Here is a 21,175-nt window from a genome sequence, read left to right as displayed (position 1 = left end):
GTCGAGAAATACCGTGCCGCTGTAAGCGGATGACGTAACGTACGTAGCGCATATATTTCTGCAAATACATATAGTTGCGTGAATATTCCCGGCAAGAGGAGTGCCAACGAGCCACTGTTAATGTCATCCCCAGCTATCCGCCAACAGAAACGCGATCCCCAGCCCTTCAATCGCCGCCTGACGAATTATTTCGAAATCATCACAACCGAACATGAGTAAGCTACTGTTTTCTCAGACCTAATGGCCAGTCATGCTCGACCAGCAACACAGATCCGCACCGTGCTGGACTGCCCCTACCCCGCCAGACGATCCTGCTCTGTAGTTGGGCTGACATGCGCTTATTATTTCCTTTATTTTTTAAGTCAGAGATTTATAACGTGTGTAGTATCACCTTCAAAGAAACGAACCACATTCTCAAAGGCTGCTTTGAAATATAATTCATACCCAGCTTTTTCTACATAACCCAGATGGGGTGTACACAGAACGTTCGGCATGTGTAAGAAAGGGTTATCGGTATCATAGACAGGTTCTTGCTCGTAGACATCCAGAGCCGCATATCCGGGACGACCTTGCCGCAAAGCCTCATAAAGCGCACCGTCTGAAACAAGCTCAGCACGACTTGTGTTCACAAATAAAGCATCCTCTTTCATTTTAGAAAGATCACTGAGGGTAATATTTCCTTGCGTTTGCGCCACCAGGCGTTGATGTACTGTGATGATGTCAGAAGTGGAAAAAAACTGCTCTCGGTTTTCCGGCACATGCAATCCAACGGCACGAGCTTCTTCTTGCGCGCGCTCACTCCCCCATATTTGAACCCGCATCCCGAATGCCTGAGCATAATTTGCAATCTTCTTGCCTATTTTCCCGTATCCCAGTATTCCAATAAGTTGATTATTTACCGCAGAACCCATTTCTGTCTGCCACAACCCTTTTTTCATGGCGTCCACTGACGAAATTAATTTTCTTCTGGAAGCCATAATTAACAACCATGTTAATTCAGCAGGTGCAACAGGCGAACCAATACCTTCAACTATGGCAACACCAGCCCGGGTACATGCATCAATATTGACATTTCTGGCTAACTTGCCAGTTTGACTGATCAGTTTCAGATTAGGCGTACGTCTTAAAAAAGCGTCGTCAATAACCGTTCGCTCTCTGATTAATATTAATGCCTGTGCAGTAGCAAGCTGGTTTTCAATATGGGGAGTTTTACTCAAATCCCCAACGGAAACACAGGAGTATTTATCATTGCTTTGCAGAAAGTTAAGCGAAGTCGTAGCTAATTGGTAATCATCTGGAATAAGAACTTGAATAGACATTCTTCACCCTGATTCTGGATTAGTATCACATTAATATTATTTCAAACAAGGATGATGCTATATCTTACTTATTTAGCTTTCCCTGCCACTAATAATGATCCATTTGCTGAACAATTTAAGTTTATCAGGAAGATGCCTCTTGTAAAGACCACGTTAAAGGAATGTTATTTTTTTATTTGTTTTACACCAGCATTTAAAATTACGAAACAATACATATCCAAAATAAAACTTTATATTTAGAGTGATTATTCCACTGTAAAGCCAGATGAGATGCGGTTCCTCTTAGACCTGAACCTCAAAACCATCAATGGGCGATCATTTTATTTCATTTAAAAGATATCAATATTTCGAACGCTACATCTTTCTGTTTGGATGGTTGAATCTAAAAATCAAAACAGCGAAAGCATCAGAGAGTAATAAACTCTCCAAGTGCACTGCAATCACACCACAACCGTAACGCAGCAGGTGTCGCTGCGTTTGTAAGAGGATATTGAACCTGTGAACCGCCGATAGTGCACGAGGCACTCCACCGGCGTCGTCACTTTTCGGACCAGGACATCTGAAACCATGGCAACGCAATTTTTTTAATCAAGGCTTGAACGACGGTATTTCATTGATGGGCAGAAGCCTTAAAACAAGCAATTGAGAAACAAAAGGTCATACAGGTCATGCTGTTACCCTGTATGTGGATTCATAGCCTTACACCGGGTTTTAAGGTCTGCAAAACTCACAGGTCGAATCTGAAACGACATCCCAGCCCAACCAATTCCATGTGTTGTCAGAAATTCCGTGAGGTTTAACTCCCGACGAAGGGGGGCGGTGAGCTGAAAGGCTACTCTGCGAGAAGCGGACCCTTTTATATTCTTTTAGCCATTCAAATTACCGTTTAAAGCGCCACCCGCGTCACATCCCAGCAGCCCTTTCACTGGTGTGCTGGCGAGTGATTATGTGTTGAGATGCCTGCCTGAACGAGACTGGCTCTCCCGGAACGAAAAATGAGGTTTGGCATTTTTGCCGTTACACCATTATAAGTACACATTCACTATGCCCATTTACTGTATCTGACGAGCAATTTTATGAATGAAAACAACGCCTGGAGCAAGCGCTATACACTCACTGTAAAAAGCCAGCCGAAAGCAATATGGCAGGCCTTTGTCGACACCGATAACTGGAAACGATGGAACCCTGGCGTAAAGTCAATCACTATCGAGGGGCCATTTCATACGGGAACATGGTTCACGATGGAGCTACCTGAAGGAGAGGTTGTCCGTAGTCAGCTTACTGATGTTTCTGAAGAAAAATATTTCATTGACGAGACCTGGGTGGATGAAACACGGGTCAACGTTGAACATCGTATTGAGGCATCCGGCCCCGATGAGAGTATCGTGACGTATGCAATCAGTACCCAGGGTCCCCAGGCTAAGACTTTCGGAGAGGGGATCAGCTCGGACTTCCCGGAAGTCATGGCGGGATTGGCTACATACCTGGCCGAAACAGGCTCAATGTAATGGCATCTGAATTCCTGTTTTGTCGGCGGGTGGATGATGATCCTGGCGGAATGGCCACAGGGCATAACGGTTTGGTACATGCTGGCATTTATTAAGTCATCAATTTGAGAAAAATTATGAAAAAATCGATAGTTCCTGAACAATTTCAGCATTATTTCGATGACTGGCACTTCTCCCCCGTCATCGACGCTGATGGCACAGTGTACCTTTCAGGTGTTACCGCCGCACGCAAGGACAAACCGATAAGTAAGCATCCTGAAGAACAATTCCATGATGCGTTTTATAAGCTTGGCGTTTATTTAAACGCCGCCGGTTTGGGCTATGAACATATACTTGAGATGACCACTTTTCATATTGATCTTAAAAAACATATTGACGTTTTTTCGAAAGTAAAAGATGAGTATATAAAGGCGCCATACCCGGCATGGTCCGCCATTGGCGTATCAGAATTCATTCCAGAAAATGCGCTTGTGGAAATGCGGATTGTGGCTAAAAGGTAACTTCCGCATATCAAATTTTATGAGGATTGCACCGTGAGTGCTAAATTAATTGAGTCTTTGATGTCGGATTTATATATCCTGGAACCCTTAGATAAATCTCATGCTAACGAAATGTATGCAGGATTATGTTCTGTTGACGATTATAAATTTATACCGGCCAACCCACCGGCAAGCATGGATGAGTTGACAACACGTTATGAGAGAATATCTCAGCGTTACTCGCCGGATAAGAGCCAAATATGGCTAAACTGGGTCATTATACATCGTCAGTCTGGTGCGTACCTTGGATATGTCCAGTCGACCATTATGATTGAAAAAAGCTGGGCATATATTGCTTATCATGTGTTTGGCAGGTATCAGAAACGCGGGGTGGCAAAACAGTGTGTGCGGATGGTAATAGATTTTTTATTTAAACATTATCATTTATCTCATGTCGACGCATTGATTGACTCTCGTAACCTGGCCTCAATTGGTTTAGTGGAATCTTTGAAACTAAAGAAAATTAATGAGCTGAAAGATGCGGACTTTTTCAAAGGTTCGACCAGCGATGAATTTCATTATAGAATTTTTAATAATGAATGGACGACAAAAGCGTGAGGTTATAACGATAAACGATGGGAAACACCAAAGATAATAGACCATCAGAAAGAAAAAATTTATAATTTATTGAAATATAGTTATTCGCAATGCCATTTCCCCTATCACACCATCGCCTGTAAACCCCGTTCAAATGAAAAACGTTTTTACCCCTGCTCATCAATCTATCGATATACTTGCGATATCCGTTGAACTCACGGCACGAAGCGGACGTTAGCACCTCTCACTCATGCTGCGATAACATTCATACAGTTGTTATAAAGAAAGTGCTCTGAGAGACAATACATGTAAGGATAATTAATTCAGCAAATCACGGAGTATGACCACCCATGACAATTGTATTCATCCCTTCTCTTGTGGCATTGCTTGAAGCACAGGAAAAAGAAACCGGACGCGAATTGAGCCGGTATGAGGTTGAGTCGATACGGGATAATGCTACCGCTATTAACTTACCAACGGACATTGCCCATGACATGCTTGCAAGCCGGGGCTATTCCGATCTCGATGCAGAAAATATCTGGGTAGAATGGTTAGCCTATAAAAATAGAGCATTGTGAATTGTATTGAAGGATTATGAGCAGAACGTCTCGAATACAGTCATCCATTCACCCTAACTACCTGAATTGGTAGTCCCCCTCTTCATGCGAACCTGAAAACTTGTGGCGTTTCGCGAGCCTGGGTATTCTCATTCAGGGCTCGTGCTGCCCGCCGCTCGCTTCCTGAAAGGAAAAGGTGAAAGCATGTAAGTTCTCAACCTCATTAATTTTAAAACTCTTGATGGTCGGGACGTGGTAATGCGAGCACCACCATTTCCTGACAGCAGGAGAAAATATGTTTTCCATCGAGCAAGCCAAACAAATGGCGGCAAAGTTAAAAGCCTCTCTTGAGTTGCGTGAACATAAGCTTTCTTATTCCACCGCGCTCGAAACGGTTGCACACCAGTTAGGCTTCAGAGACTGGAACACAGCGGCAGCAACGTTGCCCCCGCAGATCCCACAGTCTCAAATCCAATTCAGCAAACCCATCCCTATCCTGCGAATTTTTGATGTCCGCAAAGCACAGGAGTTCTATCTTGAATTTCTGTCATTCAGCGTTGAGTTTGAACACCGGTTCGAGCCTGGCTTACCGCTGTATATGGGCATTGCCCGAGAAGGGTTGCAATTACATCTTTCTGAACATCACGGTGACGCCAGCCCGGGCGCAACGATATTTATCCCTTTGAATAATATTGCGTTGCTCAGAAATGAACTCCACAGCAAACAATATGGATACGGCCGCCCGGAAATCGTGAAGCAAGACTGGGGAGACGTTATGGAAGTCCACGACCCGTTTGGCAACCGGCTGCGCTTCTGTCAACAAAGCTAGTTTGCCCTTCTTGAACAGGGGGATCGTCACCGGCGCTTTCCTCCTTATTAAGGCAGTCATGAATGGCACAAACCAGCCTGTCAATAACGCAACCTTGTCTGCCATGCGCGATAAACAACCACGCGGTTTTCAGGCATATCCCCGGCGCCTTCTCTACTACCCGCATTGCAATGTGTCGCCCGCTCTGCGAGCGGTTATAGAAACGTTGAGAATTAAACGGATAAAGTGGATGTATCCCATGGTGGCTAAACGATGTCCGTTTTTACTCCAGCCCTGCCGCAGGAAAGTGGTGAGCGAAAGGCTGACGTCTGGGGTAATGGCGAAAATGACACGACAGGATTAATCATGTTTCAGGCCTGGCAACGCGCTTTTAACGCCTTCTGGTTGCGTGTCAATCAGAGAGCACGCGCTAATTTGCCGTTTTTCCCTTCCCGTAAACAGCCCTATTGGCATTTAAAAACTCAGGAATGTTTAATGAAATCTGAAGCGCTCCTTTCCAGACGTCACCTGAACATTTTTATATTTACCGCTGCGCTGACTCTCTTCATGACAGGATATACACCTTCAGCTCACTCTGCAGACAGCAAACCTGTAAAGATCGCGGTTTACCGGGGGGAAGCGGGTTGCGAGGGCTGCTCGGAAATGGTTGTAAAATCGCTCCTTAATACCGACCTGAAACTCTCCATCAGCTATATGGGTGAGAACGAAAAGCTCACGTTGAACCGCCAGAACCTGAAGGGTTTTGATTTGTATATTCAGCCCGGTGGCGGACAGGACATCCCTGCGGCTTACGATGCGATAGGTGATGAGGGCGCTGACGCGATCCGGGATTTTGTCCGTTCCGGTAAGGGGTATCTTGGGATATGTATGGGCGCTTATCTTGCTGACAAAGACTGGATAGGGCTTATCAATGCCCCCCTTGATTCAGAAGCTGGCAGGCCGGGTGCAGAGGCTAATGACGAAAGAGACTACACGCTTTCCGTTAAATGGGGAGGCAAAGAGGAATCGTTTTACTATCAGGATGGCCCCTATCTGAGTAACAGCGCTGAAAGCCCCGGCTATACCCCCATCGCTTATTACCTGAATGGCGACGTTGCAATGGCGGCCTACACCTTTGGAAAAGGTAAGGTTGTGCTTACCGGCCCTCATCCAGAAGCTGATGAAAGCTGGATTGACGCAAGCAAACCCGGTTACATCCCTGCAGCAAGCAAAATGACACGCCTGCTGAAATATCTGGACCCGCAGAAAGATTGAACACCAACGGCGGCAATACGCGTATCCCTGCCCCCACCGCCCGGATATCGGGTATTCGTAATCTGGCCTGCCGTACCCTGGCATCGCAGTTCAGTATTATATTAATGACGTTGAAATTAACGCCCTGCTCAAATTCAGTGATTGGTTTCCAACAAAAACTATACCATTAACGCTGGTCTGCAATATCGTTTCTAAATCAGCGCTGCGTATATAGTCTTTACAGACACGAAGCCCCTGACGGGGCTTTTTTTATAGCCATATTCTCTGAAAAATATCCTGCAAAAGGATTTCAAGTAAGCAGCAGTCCCATTGATTCGCCTCTTAGATCAGATATAAACGCGACATCATGCCCTTGTCATACTCTGCATCCAGTCCCGCATGGATGCCGCAATAAAGGCGGCTTCCCCGGCCTCGAACATCCCTATTTCGCCGGATGCGTGATGAAATCGATCCTGTTCATCAAAAAACAGTGCGTCTTATGATCGTGAGAATTGAGTACGCATCCACAGGGCTTACTCACGAGTAATGCCTGGCGACATCAGTGCCTGCTCGCTTTGCTTTATGGGCCGGTAAGCTTGCGTATTTTGCGGTAAATCTTCGCATTGCTCACACCTTAAGCGAACAGTCATGAAAGCTTAAAATCTTGCTTGACCGTTTCAGTACAACTCCCTATAGTAGCGCCCCGTTGCCCCCAGTACTGGCTGGCAGCGATACAATGTGGTGAGGTGTCCGAGTGGCTGAAGGAGCACGCCTGGAAAGTGTGTATACGGCAACGTATCGGGGGTTCGAATCCCCCCCTCACCGCCATCATTCAAAGAAGAGCTCGCATGCAAATGCGGGCTTTTTTTTCGCATATCGCACTCCACCAGGGGGGTGAGAAGCCCCGACCGGGGGTCGACAACTGGCGCAGCCAGTTGGACAGACCATGAACGCAGTGAATGGGCTGCCCGCACAAAAACGCCGGGAGCGTTTTTGAACAACGCTTGCGTTGGCTCCAAAGGGCCGAGTAATAGTGAGCGCAGCGAATCAATCTCCCCCATAGCCATATTCTACGTGTCATAAGCAGACATAACCCATGACAAAAGGGGTCACTATCAGCGTGCGAGGCGTGACAACGCTGACGTTAAATATGCTGCTGCCGCCATTGCCTGACATGGTCTACCAGGGCGCGTAGTTTAGGTGCCATATTTCGGCGTTGCGGAAAGTAGAGATAGAAGCCAGGGAAATAAGGAAGATAATCGTCCAGCAATGAGACAAGCTGCCCGCTTTCAACAAACGGTCTGAACGTATCCTCTGTGGCAAACGTAATTCCGCCACCAGCAAGCGCGAGCCGCAGCATCAGGCGCAGATCATTAGTGGTGATCTGCGGTTCAATCGCCAGGCTGAAAGGTTCTCCCGCCTCCTCAAATGCCCAGCGGTAAGGGGCGACATCTTTGGCAGGACGCCAGCCGATACACCGGTGATGGATCAATTCACGCGGATGTGCAGGCGCGTTGTTCGTCGCGAGATACGCGGGCGAGGCAACCGCCATTTCACGTTGTTTTTCGGTAAGCGGGACGGCGATCATATCCTTTTCAATCACCTCTCCAAGCCTTACGCCAGCATCATAACCCGCAGCCACAATATCAAACTCCTCATCCGTCACGACAATATCGACCGTCACGGCAGGGTTGGCCGCCGCAAACGAGGCAATCAGCGGGCCGGAAAGAAATACTTCGGCTATCGAGGTCACGGCGATGCGAAGGCATCCGCGCGGCATATTCTCCGACGCGACCTCTTCGAACGCCGTTTCAATACTGGATAACGGCAATGACAGGGACTGACGCAGCCGTTCTCCCGCCTCCGTCAGTGTTACTGAGCGCGTCGTACGCATTACCAGCATTGTGCCGAACGCATCTTCAAGTCGTCTTATTCCCTGACTGATTGCCGATCGGGTGACGCCCAGGCGAGCCGCCGCCGCGCTGAAATTACGCTCTTCTGCCACCGCGATAAAAACCGGTACAAGGTTGAGATCAATTTTCATTGTTTAACGCTGCTAACCAGTGAGTCCAGAAACAGCAGGATACTGGAACCAATCGTTAAGTTCTATGATCGTGTCGAACTCAACTGAAGGAGCATGCTATGGATAAAGTGATAGTTATTACCGGCGCATCCAGCGGGATTGGCGAAGGGATGGCCAGAGAGCTGGGCAACGCAGGCGCGAAAGTGTTATTAGGGGCCCGCAGACGGGAGCGTATCGAAGCCATTGCCGCAGAAATACGCAGCGCGGGCGGTATCGCCGAAGCGCGTGAGCTTGATGTCACCAGCCGCCAGTCGATGGCCAGCTTCGTGCAGGCGGCGCTGGATAAATGGGGCCGCGTCGATGTTCTGATCAACAATGCGGGCGTCATGCCGCTCTCTCCGCTTGCCGCTGGCAAACAGGATGAATGGGAGCGAATTATTGACGTGAATATCAAAGGCGTGCTCTGGGGCATTGGCGCTGTGCTTCCCGTGATGCAAGCGCAGGGCTCCGGTCAGATAATCAATATTGGCTCTATTGGTGCCCTGTCGGTCGTGCCAACCGCCGCCGTCTATTGCGCCTCAAAATTCGCAGTACGCGCGATTTCGGATGGTTTACGCCAGGAAAGCCCAAATATTCGCGTGACCTGTGTCAATCCCGGCGTGGTGGAAAGTGAACTTGCCTCAACCATTACGCATCCGGAAACCAGAGCGGCGATGGATGTGTACCGTTCTGTGGCACTTAAACCAGCGGATATTGCCCGTGCCGTGCGGCAGGTCATTGAAGCCCCTGAGAGCGTGGATACAACAGAAATAACCATCAGACCGACCGCGTCAGCCAACTGATATTCCTGACTGATGACAGGCGTTAATGTCCGTTATCATTTCTGCGCATCGTCGGGGCCAGGGTCATGCAGCCATTGACGGCAGAGAACCACTTATCTCCCCTGTCGGGTTGCTGGCCCTGATAATAAAGCCGGTGTATTGCCCGGAGTCAGCAGAACATCCCGCAACATCTTCTGGAAAATATGCTCTACAGGTGACCTGCATACCTGTACTGGCAGCCCCTACCCGCCAGGCTACTGGTATCGCAATGGCTTTCTTTTGACGAACAGACGGCCCACTTCCCGCACATAACTGAACATCGTTTCCTCCAGAACGGCCCCCTTTGTGGCAGAAAAGACGTTATAAACATTAAGGTATAATCGTCTACCGGGAGGATGAGCACAGTAACGCCTGTGAAGTGTCTGGATAATGGGTCAGCATAGATCCGTCGTATGGTTGTGAGGCGCCATGGTGAGCCAGGCCATAATTAAATAGCCGCCAGTGCGCCACGGATCTGAACGATGAATCTGAGTTCAATAAACCGTGCGCGGATACATACGTTGCATCCATCCGGCGTACCGGAAACTCTTTTTTACAGGGTTCGTTAAGCGTTGATTGCTTCAAAAAAATTACCGCATTTGTTATATTGTTGCTCATTGCTTATTCACCTCTGCGGTGCCAAAAAGAACAAGATTCACCGCAACCCAGGATTATAAAATGTTAGATTACCGCTTCCCGACAGCTTTGCAGATGGTTCTCAGCGTAGCGATGGCGGAGCAAGTGGGTGAACGTTCGACGAGTGCGATTCTGGCCTACGGCCTGGAAGCGAATCCGAGCTTTATCCGCAAATTAATGGTGCCGCTCACGCGTGACGGCATTATCGTCTCAACGCTTGGCCGCAACGGGTCTATTCACCTTGGTCGCCCGGCGGAAGAGATCACCCTGCGCGATATCTACCTTTCCGTCATCGAAGATAAAAAATTGTGGGCGTCGCGTCCTGACGTACCGGCACGTTGCGTGGTCAGTGCTAACGCCTGCTGGTACTTCAAGTCTATCGCCGAAGAGGCGGAGCAGGCGTCATTACAGGTATTAGCGCGCCACACCGTGGCAAGCGCGCTGGAAGAGGTGAAAAAAGCCGATACCAGCGGATGGGATCCCGTGCCGGAACTTATTGCCCAGTATAAAAAAACCTCTTAATTATTTACTTATTGCGAAAAAAAACCGCCTTCACAATGAAGGCGGTTTTTTAGTATCAGCAACTACTTACGCAGGCAAAACGTCATTTACCGGTTTACCGCGCGTCACAAATTTACGCAGCGTAACGTAAAACACCGGTGTTAAAAACAGACCAAACAGCGTCACGCCCAGCATACCGGAGAACACCGTGATCCCGGTGACGCCGCGCACTTCTGCACCCGCGCCGTGACCGAGGATCAGCGGGATCGTGCCGGCAATAAAGGCGATGGAGGTCATAACAATCGGGCGTAAACGCAGGCGGCAAGCCTCCAGCGCCGCTTCCATGATCCCTTTCCCCTGAATTTCCAGCTCGCGGGCAAACTCCACGATAAGAATCGCGTTTTTACATGCCAGCCCCATCAGTACGACCAGACCAACCTGCACGAAGACGTTGTTATCGCCACCGGTCAGCCAGACGCCAAACAGTGCGGACAGCATGGTCATCGGGACGATAAGGATCACCGCCAGCGGCAGCGTCCAGCTTTCATACAGTGCGGCCAGCACAAGGAAAGCCAGCAGAACCGCGACCGGGAAGACGATCAGCGCCGTATTGCCCTGAGTGGCCTGCTGGTAGCTCAGATCCGTCCATTCAATATTCATCCCGTTCGGCAGGATCTGCTTAGACATCCCGTCCAGTTGCGTCATCGCCTGCGAGGAAGAGAGAACGCGAGGATCGGCATCACCAATGAGATCCGCCGCCGGATAACCATTGTAGCGAATCACCGGATCCGGCCCGTAGGTGGTACTGATATTCACCATACTGCCGATCGGCACCATTTCGCCCTGATTATTACGGGTGCGCAAATTCGCAATATCTTCCACACTATCGCGGAACGGCCCGTCGGCTTGCGCCATCACGCGCCAGGTACGGCCAAACTGGTTGAAATCGTTAACATAGGACGAGCCCAGATAGGTTTGCAGCGTACCGAACAGATCGGTTAACGACACGCCCTGCGCTTTCGCTTTATCACGATCAACCTGTACATCCAGCTGCGGAACGTTTGCCTGGTAGGTTGAGATGGGGAAATGCATCCCCGGCGTCTGCATAATCGCACCGGACATGGTGTTCACCGCACTTTGCAGCGCGCCATAGCCAAGACCGGCGCGATCCTGGATGTAGAGCGAATAACCAGAGCCCTGACCCAGCCCTAAAATCGGCGGCGGCAAAATGGAGAAACCAAAGCCCTGCTGGATCTGCGCGATTTTTGCGTTGATCTCAGCGTTAATTTCCGCCGCGGTATGTTTACGCTGGTCGAACGGCTTCAGGCCAAAAAAGACCGTCCCGGTATTCGGCGTATTGGTGAACTGCAACGCGTTAAGCCCAGGAAAAGCGACCGCATAATCCACGCCTTCGGTATTCATACCGATTTCGCTCATTTTGCGGATCACCGCATCGGTACGGGCCAGCGAAGAGCCTTCCGGCATCTTCACGCCGCCAATCAAATAGAGCTTATCCTGTGTCGGAATAAACCCGCCGGGTACGGCTTTAAACATGACGCCAGCGGCACAGAGCAGCAGCACATAAACGACAAACACCGCACCACGTCGACCAAGCGTTTTACCAACCAGCCCCTGATAACCGTTCGAGCTACGATGGAAAAAGCGGTTAAACGGACGGAAAAGCCAACCGAACAGACGATCAATGAGCCTCGTCGGGAAGTCTTTCGGTGCGCCATGCGGCTTCAACAGCAAGGCAGCCAGAGCCGGAGAGAGTGTCAGCGAGTTGATGGCGGAGATCACTGTAGAAATCGCGATCGTCACCGCAAACTGTTTATAGAACTGACCGGTTACGCCGGAGAGAAACGCCATCGGCACGAACACCGCGCACAGTACAAGCGCAATCGCGATAATCGGCCCGGACACTTCTCGCATCGCCTGATGCGCCGCCTGCAGGGGCGCAAGCCCCTCTTCGATATTTCGCTCGACGTTTTCCACCACTACGATGGCGTCATCCACAACGATACCGATAGCCAGTACCAGCCCGAACAAGCTCAGGGTGTTAAGCGAAAAGCCGAGCAGGTAAAGAATGCTGAACGTCCCCACGACCGAGACCGGCACCGCGATCAGCGGAATAATCGACGCGCGCCAGGTTTGCAGGAACAGGATCACCACCAGCACAACCAGCACCACCGCTTCCAGCAACGTTTGCACGACCGCGCGAATGGAATCGCGAACAAACACCGTCGGATCGTAAGGTGCCGCCCATTTCATATCTTCCGGGAAACGCGTGGCCAGTTCGTTCATTTTGGCGCGTACCGCGTTAGACAAATCGATAGCGTTCGCCCCCGGAGACTGGAAGATACCAATCCCGACCGCGTCTTTATTATTAAGCTGAGAACGCAGCGCATAGCTGCCGGAACCCATTTCAATACGCGCCACGTCGCGCAGGCGTACTACCGAACCGTCTTGCGCCGTTTTCAGAACAATATTGCCAAACTCGTCTTCCGTGTGCAGACGCCCCTGGGCGTTAATGGAGATCAGGAAATCGCTCTCTTTCGGCAACGGCTCCGCGCCAAGTTGCCCGGCGGAAACCTGTACGTTTTGCTCCTGCATCGCCGTCACCACATCAGAGGCCGTTAACCCGCGAGCCGCCACTTTATTGGGATCCAGCCAGATGCGCATCGCGTATTCGCCCGAACCGAAAATCTGAATCTGGCCGACGCCGGGCAGACGCGCCAGTTCATCCTTCACTTTTAGCGTGGCGTAGTTACGCATATACAGTGAATCGTATTTACCGTTGGGCGAAAACAGATGCACCACCAGTGTCAGCGTCGGCGATTGTTTCTGGGTGGTGATGCCCAAACGCCGCACATCTTCCGGCAGACGCGCCTCCGCCTGTGATACGCGGTTTTGCACCTGAACCTGCGCCTGATCGGGATCCGTACCCGGACGGAAAGTGACGGTGGTCACCAGTACGCCGTCGGAGCCTGCGACAGATTTCATGTACATCATGTTTTCAACGCCATTGATCGCTTCTTCCAGCGGCGTCGCCACCGTCTCGGCAATCACTTTCGGGTTGGCCCCTGGATACTCCGCGCGCACCTGCACACTTGGCGGAACAACGTCAGGGTATTCGCTAACCGGCAACAGCGGGATGGCGATCAATCCGGTGACAAAAATCAGGATCGACAGCACCGCGGCGAAAATCGGCCTGTCGATAAAAAAGCGGGAAAAGTCCATGTGTCGGATTCTCAGGTAAGGGATCAGTTGAGGGCGGCGCTGGCGTTCATGGCAACGGTTTTCGCGTTAACCGGCATCCCCGGCATAAACACTTTTTGTAAACCATCGACGATGACTTTATCGCCAGGGTTCAGCCCCTTCTGCACGATGCGTAAACCGGCGGCCAGACGCCCCGGCGTGATATCGCGACGCTGCGCTTTCCCGTCTTTATCAACGATATAAACATATTTGCGATCCTGATCGGTCAGCACCGCTTTGTCGTCGATAAGCGTGGCTTTGAATTCAGCGCTGCCCGGCAGACGTACGCGGGCAAAGAGCCCCGGTGTGAACTGACGCTGCGCGTTATCCAACAGCGCGCGCATACGGATCGTGCCGGTACTCGGCGTTAACTGATTATCCAGAAAATCCACTTTGCCCTGATGCGGGTAGCCATCCTCCCCGACAAGGCCAATTTCCACCGGTAGCGCCAGGTGATTACTGGACGCCCCCTGCCCGCTGCGGGCGAGGTTTTGATAGTGGAGGTACGTCGACTCATCCACGTCAAAGTAGACGTAAACGCTCTTCTGTGAGACCAGCGTGGTGAGTACGCTGGCGCTGTCACCCGCCGTGACCAGATTTCCGCTGGTGATCAACGCCCGGCTGGCGCGACCATCGATAGGCGCGGTCACTTTGGTGAAATCCAGGTTCAGTTGCGCGGCATCAACTGCCGCCTGCGCGGCGCGAATGTCGGCCTGCGCCTGAATGGCGGCCGAACGGCGCTGCTCCCACTCCTCACGGGAAACCAGATGGGTATTAATTAATTTATCGGTACGGTTAGCCTCACTTTGCGCCAGGCTGGCCTGCGTTTTGGCTCTCGCCAGCGTCGCCTGCGCCTGTTCCAGCGCGGCGCGATAGGTTCTGTCATCAATGGTGAACAGCACCTGACCCTTTTTCACTTCCTGGCCGTCGGTGTAATTCACTTTATCAATGTAGCCGGAGACGCGGGGGCGGAGCTGAACACTCTCCACCGCTTCAATCCGGCCGTTGAAACTATCCCACTGGCTAATCGATTTCACTACCACGTCAGCGGCGCTGACGGCGGGAGCTTGTGGCACGGCATTTTGCGCGACACCGTTATCACATCCGACAAGCAGTACAGAGAGAAACATCGCTCCCAGTGCATTCAGATGATACTTAACCCAAGGTTTCTGCAGGCTCATTATTTTTATTCCGCTAATTGTAGCCGCCGGGCAAGACGCAGCGGGAGACGCTACGCCACTTCCTTTGTCCGGGCTGGCTTCAGGCCATTTGTGCCGTTCATCGCCACAAAACTGTAACAGTTGCCAATACACTATCGCGGGGATTGTAGGGAGGCGCTAAATTTAGTGCAAGAATAATTGATACACTTTATGTGCTGTTTGAAACAGGGGTAAAAGTCGCGTTTCCGGCAAGGATTTAAATGCAACAATAAAACTTGCAATTAATCTAAAAACGGGCCACCTTTAAATGCAACAGACAAAGATGCTTTTTAATAAGCGGCGTGAGGGCAACAAGATGAACACTGGCGCATTTATTCACGATTTACTCGACTGGATCGACAACAACCTGGAAAGCCGTCTGGACATTGAGACCGTCTCCAGGCGGGCAGGCTATTCGAAATGGCACCTCCAGCGGCTCTTCAAAGAGCATACGGGTTATCGTCTCGCCGAGTATATCCGCGCGCAAAAGCTGCAAAAATCGGTCGAGCGCTTAACCCACAGCGACGAGCCGATTGTGAACGTGGCGATCGCGCTAGGCTTTGACTCCCAGCAATCCTTTAACCGCAGCTTCAAGCGTCAATATGGGCAGGCCCCCGGTGCATGGCGTCGCAGTGTCGGGTGCCCGCAGGCACAGCAATCACGCCAGCAATCCACATAGCGCGTTGTGGTTTTCGCAAAGGCTTCAGGATGTAATCGTCGGCCTGATAGCAACAGGCCATCAATATGTGGGGGCTGGTTGCCGCGGGCGGTTTGACGTTTCCTTAAAATAGCCGTCCAGAAAAAAACCGGCACGGCATCATTCTGGTATGAAGAAGCGTGACGTGAGCTATTTACAAACCGCATCATCCTTTTTCGATCACATACCAAGCGGCCATGCTTGTTATTCCGTAAAAATCTCACCTCCACCCTCTTCTTCTGAGAATGTAATCTCCCTGACCAAAGTACATGCCGTAATTATTCGAATAATTTACGCACCCACCGATACATAAGTTTCGTTTCGTTGATATTTATCCCCGGGTCAAACGCACTAGCTGATCAGGGATGATGTCGCTAATCTGCCACCCTTCTGCCTGTTAAGCGCTGGCGAGTGAGCTGATGCCTGCCTGTATCAACCTGACAGGCGAGTCCCGTTCAACAGCGGATATTGAACTGTTAAACGTCGTTGGCGTACATGCTCAGCTAAACGCGGCGTATCTGTTCATCGAAGATGGCTGAGAGCAAACGGTTTAAAACAACCCTCCTTTGCCGGAGGGCTGTTCCCGTCATCGCTGGCTGCGTCAAACGATGTTGCGTAATAAACAATCAGCGTCATCAGCACCGGCAGAGTTCCATCGCATACCTTTTTAGTCTTCTGGCGCATTCGTCACCGGGAAAGGGATCCAGTTTTTTGCGCAATCCGTCGAGGCAGCCGATCGTGGTAACGATGCTTTTCCCGGCGGCACCGGTGAGACGCCATCGGGGCCAATGCGGATCTGCGCCGATTCAATTATCCAGCGGGCAGGGTTGCTGAAAGAGACGTCGTTCAGGGCAAATTGCAGAGGATGAGCGGCGTCATAACCGCGTAATATCAACTGGCCGCTTTCACCGGAAATATGATTCAGGGAGATATCGCGATAGACAGGAATGTTGTTACCGCTTGCGTGGGCATCATATCGGGTATCAAAGTCGAGCGGCCGGCGATTCCCGCGCATACAAACATTTTCGTAGCGCACATCGCTGACAATGCCGCCCCGGCTGATATCACTTTTGATACGAAGCCCGGAAGTTGTGCCATCAAGCGTCAAATCACGCACCCGAATGTCACTGACACCGCCGACGGTCTCGCTACCAATCGACATCCCATGTCCCCAGTAAAAATGGTTATCCACCAGAATCACATGCCGCGTGGCGCCACCCGCGCCCGCTTTAATCGCCACGTTATCGTCACCGGTTCTGATGAAGCTGTGGGCGATGAGGATATTCTGCGACGAAATGGGATCAATGCCGTCGGTGTTACGGGCATCCGCCGGGGTATCAATACGCACGCCCCAGAACGTCGCATCGCGGACGTTTTTCAGGGTGACATGGAATCCTGGCGAATTTCGCAGTGTGATGCCGTGAAAAATAATATGGGAGGCATCATCTATTTCAATCAGGCGAGGTACATTCTGTGCCCCGCCTTCCGTCTGCGCGCGGCGAGCCAGTTGCCACCATGATTCATCCTGTCCTTTTATCGGCTTACCGCCCTGCCCGTCAATAATCCCTTCGCCGACAATGCCTCCACCGTCAGTGCGGCTAAAAAGGATAAAGGGTCGGCAGCCATTCCCTTTATGATCGACAGTTCCACAATGGCCATTTTTGTCGTATACACGTGGGTCACTATTTGCTACCAACATTGCCCCTTGCGAGATCCAGAGTGTGACGCCAGATTTCATGTTCAGCGGTCCGCTGGAAAAACGCCCCGCCAGAAGCTGTAAAACCTCACCCCGGGGGCAGTTATCAATCGCCGACTGAAGTCGTCGGGTATCGTCTGCCGATGAAGACGTCAGCTTTGCGCAGACAGGCACAGGCAGCACAGGTTCTGGCGCATCAGCACTCTCCAGGGCCGATAGCGCCGCGCTGAAGCCGGATACCGGGAAAAAAATCAGACTGGCAATTATTCCTTTCACATTACGGCGCAGAAAAAACATAATTATCCCGACATTAGAATTGTTGAAGTATTGTAGTAGTGCTGTGATGAAAACACCGGGCGAATTCGTTTTCAGTTGAAGTGACGTTTAAGTTCGGCAGCCAAAAAGTGTTAGGATGTTTCTTCTTTTTATTTTTGCGATTACCATTCAGCATTAATTCATAGTCCTCAAAGCGTGAGGGATTTTGCAAACCGCATTGGCTTTTCATATTGCTTTCCTCTTAATCTCATGGAAAACAGATATCGCTTTATGCTTACTCATTACCATCCAGCTTTGTAAAAATACGCCCGGATGTTGCCTCAAGGATGTTCACCACACGCTTCAGTGCTTCGAAATCGGAATAAAACTGTTGGCCTAACGGCGTATTTCTCGCAATCTCAATGCAATAATTCAGGGCGTTTAGCGCATGGTGTGCATGGTAAAGGCAAAGCGTGGCATTGCTGTCCAGACGGGCTTTGGATAACATGCGGACATCCTGTTCAATACCGGCTCTGATACCATCCAGTTTTAAGTACAATAAGCGCAACGCGTCGGGTTCATCAGGTTCCAGTAACAACACATTTATCAGCCCAATGGATTCTTTAAAATTTTTAACGATTGCGTTAATAAAATCACACCCGTCATATGCCATGTTCACTCCGTAAAAAGCCATTAATGCCATTAGTGTCACTTGATATAATTAATGTTGTTATCCAGAGGCATAAAAAAGTAAACGGCATTGCCATTAACTAAAAATCACAGTCGGGAACACAAACGGTGACGCGCTAATTTTCATTAGCAGAGTTTATCTTTATAAAATTAAACCTGAATACAATAACATTATTTAATCAATGCTCGCAGCATAACCGCATTAATAATGTGAGTATCGTTGATATTGCTTTTTACCGGCACAGAGCAACGGGTTCGGTGCGTATTTCTACTATCGTGACGTTGCCTGTCAGACTATCCCTTTATCGGGCGTCTGCTGAGCACGCTGAATAAAGCGCATGGTGTCGAGTAAATTATCCTTCTCAGCGTCAGTAAGATTGGGAGACACCGTTTTCTCCGCCAGTAAAGCCCGGTCAGTATAAGAGAGCGTTCCTGCCCGAAGCCGCTGACTTATGGTCAGTAGCAGAAGCTTGTCCAGTTCATTAATACGCCGTCTGATCCCATCAAGATCCAGGAGGGTAACAAAGGATTCTGGTCGGGGTAACCAGTCTGCCAGATAGCGATACTGTATCGCTTTTCCCGCGTTCATCAGCGCACTGATGAACGGCTCCACGGACTGCGGCTCCAGACCAGCCTCGCGCGCGGTGCTGAGCGCCTGCGATATTACTTTTTGTTCCCGGGCTACATCCTCCACCGGCAAATGGTACTTCACCTTGTAGGCTGCAACTTCTCTCATTAACGCCATACGTTCGGTTAAGAGTGATGAAAGGGCACTGAGACAAATGGGCGCAGATGCTCCTGCAAAAAAGCTACCGGACATACAGAGTGTCGATACGAAAATTTTCATCATCATCCCTCAAAGAAAGGTGCCACCCCTAATTTACCTGTGCAAATATAACCAGTAGTTACTATTTCGTTTCTGGATGTAAGAACTTTGTTATAAGCAGCGTCAACTTTCCGAGCAACGCGTGTCGTTCCAGCGCTTACGGATACAATCTTCCCCTCGAACACCCATTTGCATGGTTCTCCGTAGTTAAAAAATGGTTGCGGGATAGACAGCAAGCCAGCACCACGGCAAAGCGCTAACAGGCACCGTTCACTTTTCATTAATTCAGTTACGTTATTATTTCATCAAAGCGGCTTTGCGTAAGAAAATGTAACGCGCTGATATCAATATGGATTCATCGACAGAACGCAAATCTTGTACGGATCTGCGATTTCAATAATGGGGAAAAGTACCACTCAGGTTCGTTTGAACTGCACGTTGCCCATGGCAAATGCGTAATCCCTTACAGGGAAGCAGGCTAACACACTCAGCGAGGTTCTCATCTGCAGGCACGGTTATTGATACGTAATTATTTACAAGTCATAGCCTTGCCCTCGCCCTTAAGCGAAGCGCTTGTCTGGAAAAGCGGGCTTTTTTGTCTGTCGTACAGGGAATGGAAATCCGGGAACGGGGGAGAGAACGGCCTGTTTGCATCCCGCAAAAAATAAAACCCGGTTTCCCGGGTTTTATCGCTAACTATCAACGCCGTCAGTCGTACGCTTTCAGCGTGCGCTGGCAGAGCGCGGAGCGTACGCAGTCGTCTTTATTAAAGCGTACAACGCCAATCATCTCGTCTTCCTCAAAACGTGCCAGCGCGTCGCTCAAGCCCGATTTCACACCGGATGGCAGGTCACACTGGGTAATATCACCGTTGACAATAACGGTCACGTTCTCCCCGAGGCGCGTTAAAAACATTTTCATTTGCGCAGCCGTGACATTCTGAGCCTCGTCGAGAATGACCACCGCATTTTCAAAGGTACGTCCGCGCATATAGGCGAACGGCGCGATTTCCACCTTACCGATCTCTGGTCGCAGGCAGTATTGCATAAAGGACGCCCCCAGGCGTTTCAACAGCACGTCGTAAACGGGCCGGAAATAGGGAGCGAACTTCTCCGAAATATCACCGGGTAAGAAGCCGAGATCTTCGTCGGCCTGCAGAACCGGTCGGGTTACAATAATCCTGTCCACGTCCTTATGGATCAGGGCTTCCGCCGCTTTCGCCGCGCTGATCCACGTTTTCCCGCAGCCGGCTTCACCGGTTGCAAAGATCAGTTGTTTACTCTCGATAGCATTCAGGTAGTGCGCCTGAGCTTCATTGCGCGCTGCAATTGGGGAAGTATCACGGCTGTCCCGCGCCATGCCAATTGCTTCTACGCCACTCATCTGCACAAGCGAGGTGACCGACTCTTCTTCACGTTGTTTATGGCTGCGTGAATCACGTCTCAGCACGCGTTTCGCTTCACGACGAGCTTTGATCACTGCTTTTTGTCTTCCCATGGATAGCACCTTGAGTTGTTGGTTTACATCACACACGTCGCTATCGACGCGATTATGCGCACAAACGTCTGAGGGTTGGCTTCCTTGTAAGCCATGACTTGCCTTTGAAAATGACGTGCCAACGTGACGAACAGCATCGCCTGTCACATCGTCAACATCAGGAATGAAAAAGAAGGAGGAAAATTCAGGGGTGAAGAAGTCGCTGCCGGAGGTCGCACCGCCGTGCCGGGTTTTGCGTGGTCTTTTTGTCTGTCCGCTACTGGACTTTACCATCCGCGATCTCCAGAAAAACTTCATCACCGCAGGGGATAACGCTCTCACTAATTACATCAAAGCTTAGCATCATTGCAACATTATTTTTACCTAACTATAACGTGCATGACCTCTGCGTCGTTGAACAGAGTCTCGGTTATGAATATTACAGAAAGATAACAGATACTTTCTCATACGAAAAAATGATATCTGGATGGCAGAAAAAGTATGTCAGGATGCAACAGATGACAGATTATCCTGCC

18 protein-coding genes, 1 tRNA gene and 1 pseudogene are annotated in these 21,175 nt (G+C 50.2%); 12 read left to right on the top strand and 8 right to left on the bottom strand.

What is annotated here, in order from left to right; translation table 11 throughout:
- Window positions 1-362 precede the first annotated feature (362 nt).
- Window positions 363-1,319: a D-2-hydroxyacid dehydrogenase family protein gene (locus H650_RS22715; protein ID WP_020457342.1), complete on the bottom strand. Its 957-nt coding sequence runs from the start codon at window positions 1,317-1,319 to the stop codon at window positions 363-365.
- A 1,076-nt stretch (window positions 1,320-2,395) separates the two neighbouring features.
- Here H650_RS22715 and H650_RS22710 point away from each other — a divergent pair.
- The 8 genes from H650_RS22710 (at window position 2,396) to H650_RS22680 (ending at window position 7,350) form a co-directional block, all read left to right on the top strand.
- A complete protein-coding gene (locus tag H650_RS22710) occupies window positions 2,396-2,827 on the top strand; it encodes an SRPBCC family protein (RefSeq protein ID WP_020457341.1) in 432 nt (143 codons plus the stop codon).
- 116 nt (window positions 2,828-2,943) lie between these two features.
- Window positions 2,944-3,327 carry a Rid family hydrolase gene (locus H650_RS22705; RefSeq protein WP_020457340.1) on the top strand — a complete coding sequence of 128 codons (384 nt, stop codon included), beginning with the start codon at window positions 2,944-2,946 and terminating at the stop codon, window positions 3,325-3,327.
- 33 nt (window positions 3,328-3,360) lie between these two features.
- The gene (locus H650_RS22700) at window positions 3,361-3,924 is read left to right on the top strand and encodes a GNAT family N-acetyltransferase (protein ID WP_044489612.1); all 564 of its coding nucleotides are present in this window, start codon (window positions 3,361-3,363) and stop codon (window positions 3,922-3,924) included.
- A 329-nt stretch (window positions 3,925-4,253) separates the two neighbouring features.
- Entirely contained in the window at window positions 4,254-4,481 is a 228-nt protein-coding gene (locus H650_RS22695) for a hypothetical protein (RefSeq protein WP_020457338.1), read from the top strand.
- Window positions 4,482-4,755: 274 nt separating this feature from the next.
- Window positions 4,756-5,289 carry a glyoxalase superfamily protein gene (locus H650_RS22690; protein ID WP_020457337.1) on the top strand — a complete coding sequence of 178 codons (534 nt, stop codon included), beginning with the start codon at window positions 4,756-4,758 and terminating at the stop codon, window positions 5,287-5,289.
- 474 nt (window positions 5,290-5,763) lie between these two features.
- Window positions 5,764-6,543: a BPL-N domain-containing protein gene (locus H650_RS22685; protein ID WP_052332816.1), complete on the top strand. Its 780-nt coding sequence runs from the start codon at window positions 5,764-5,766 to the stop codon at window positions 6,541-6,543.
- A 67-nt stretch (window positions 6,544-6,610) separates the two neighbouring features.
- Window positions 6,611-6,757 carry an omptin family outer membrane protease gene (locus H650_RS26255; RefSeq protein ID WP_502690914.1) on the top strand — a complete coding sequence of 49 codons (147 nt, stop codon included), beginning with the start codon at window positions 6,611-6,613 and terminating at the stop codon, window positions 6,755-6,757.
- 505 nt (window positions 6,758-7,262) lie between these two features.
- A tRNA-Ser gene (locus H650_RS22680) sits at window positions 7,263-7,350 on the top strand.
- Between the two features lie 316 nt (window positions 7,351-7,666).
- Here H650_RS22680 and H650_RS22675 read toward each other — a convergent pair.
- Complete coding sequence (locus H650_RS22675; protein WP_020457335.1) at window positions 7,667-8,566, bottom strand: LysR family transcriptional regulator; 900 nt, start codon at window positions 8,564-8,566, stop codon at window positions 7,667-7,669.
- A 98-nt stretch (window positions 8,567-8,664) separates the two neighbouring features.
- On the opposite strand from H650_RS22675, the gene H650_RS22670 reads away from it, so the two are divergent.
- Both H650_RS22670 and oqxR read left to right on the top strand, forming a co-directional pair.
- The gene (locus tag H650_RS22670; protein ID WP_020457334.1) at window positions 8,665-9,387 is read left to right on the top strand and encodes an SDR family oxidoreductase; all 723 of its coding nucleotides are present in this window, start codon (window positions 8,665-8,667) and stop codon (window positions 9,385-9,387) included.
- Window positions 9,388-10,083: 696 nt separating this feature from the next.
- Window positions 10,084-10,563: an efflux pump transcriptional repressor OqxR gene (gene oqxR / locus H650_RS22665; RefSeq protein WP_020457333.1), complete on the top strand. Its 480-nt coding sequence runs from the start codon at window positions 10,084-10,086 to the stop codon at window positions 10,561-10,563.
- A 66-nt stretch (window positions 10,564-10,629) separates the two neighbouring features.
- Here oqxR and oqxB read toward each other — a convergent pair whose 3' ends face one another.
- Together oqxB and oqxA are read right to left on the bottom strand one after the other, a co-directional pair.
- Complete coding sequence (gene oqxB / locus H650_RS22660) at window positions 10,630-13,782, bottom strand: multidrug efflux RND transporter permease subunit OqxB (RefSeq protein WP_020457332.1); 3,153 nt, start codon at window positions 13,780-13,782, stop codon at window positions 10,630-10,632.
- Between the two features lie 23 nt (window positions 13,783-13,805).
- Entirely contained in the window at window positions 13,806-14,981 is a 1,176-nt protein-coding gene (gene oqxA / locus H650_RS22655; protein ID WP_020457331.1) for a multidrug efflux RND transporter periplasmic adaptor subunit OqxA, read from the bottom strand.
- A gap of 334 nt (window positions 14,982-15,315) precedes the next feature.
- Between oqxA and H650_RS22650 the strand changes: the two genes are divergently transcribed.
- Window positions 15,316-15,678: a helix-turn-helix domain-containing protein gene (locus tag H650_RS22650; protein WP_044489829.1), complete on the top strand. Its 363-nt coding sequence runs from the start codon at window positions 15,316-15,318 to the stop codon at window positions 15,676-15,678.
- Window positions 15,679-16,115: 437 nt separating this feature from the next.
- A pseudogene (locus tag H650_RS25510) lies at window positions 16,116-16,235 on the top strand (lactate utilization protein C); the annotation flags it as partial.
- Window positions 16,236-16,363: 128 nt separating this feature from the next.
- On the opposite strand, the gene H650_RS22645 reads toward H650_RS25510, so the two are convergent.
- The 4 genes from H650_RS22645 to phoH form a co-directional block, all read right to left on the bottom strand.
- Complete coding sequence (locus tag H650_RS22645) at window positions 16,364-17,689, bottom strand: glycoside hydrolase family 28 protein (RefSeq protein ID WP_020457328.1); 1,326 nt, start codon at window positions 17,687-17,689, stop codon at window positions 16,364-16,366.
- Between the two features lie 253 nt (window positions 17,690-17,942).
- Complete coding sequence (locus H650_RS22640) at window positions 17,943-18,350, bottom strand: hypothetical protein (RefSeq protein WP_238328363.1); 408 nt, start codon at window positions 18,348-18,350, stop codon at window positions 17,943-17,945.
- 276 nt (window positions 18,351-18,626) lie between these two features.
- A complete protein-coding gene (locus H650_RS22635; protein WP_020457326.1) occupies window positions 18,627-19,190 on the bottom strand; it encodes a chorismate mutase in 564 nt (187 codons plus the stop codon).
- A gap of 681 nt (window positions 19,191-19,871) precedes the next feature.
- The gene (gene phoH / locus H650_RS22630) at window positions 19,872-20,660 is read right to left on the bottom strand and encodes a phosphate starvation-inducible protein PhoH (RefSeq protein WP_017456289.1); all 789 of its coding nucleotides are present in this window, start codon (window positions 20,658-20,660) and stop codon (window positions 19,872-19,874) included.
- Between the last annotated feature and the right edge of the window lie 515 nt (window positions 20,661-21,175).

Source organism: Enterobacter sp. R4-368 (genome assembly GCF_000410515.1).
Classification (GTDB): domain Bacteria; phylum Pseudomonadota; class Gammaproteobacteria; order Enterobacterales; family Enterobacteriaceae; genus Kosakonia.
Note: the sequence above shows the minus strand (reverse complement) of the source record. Positions and strands in the feature narration are given on the sequence as shown.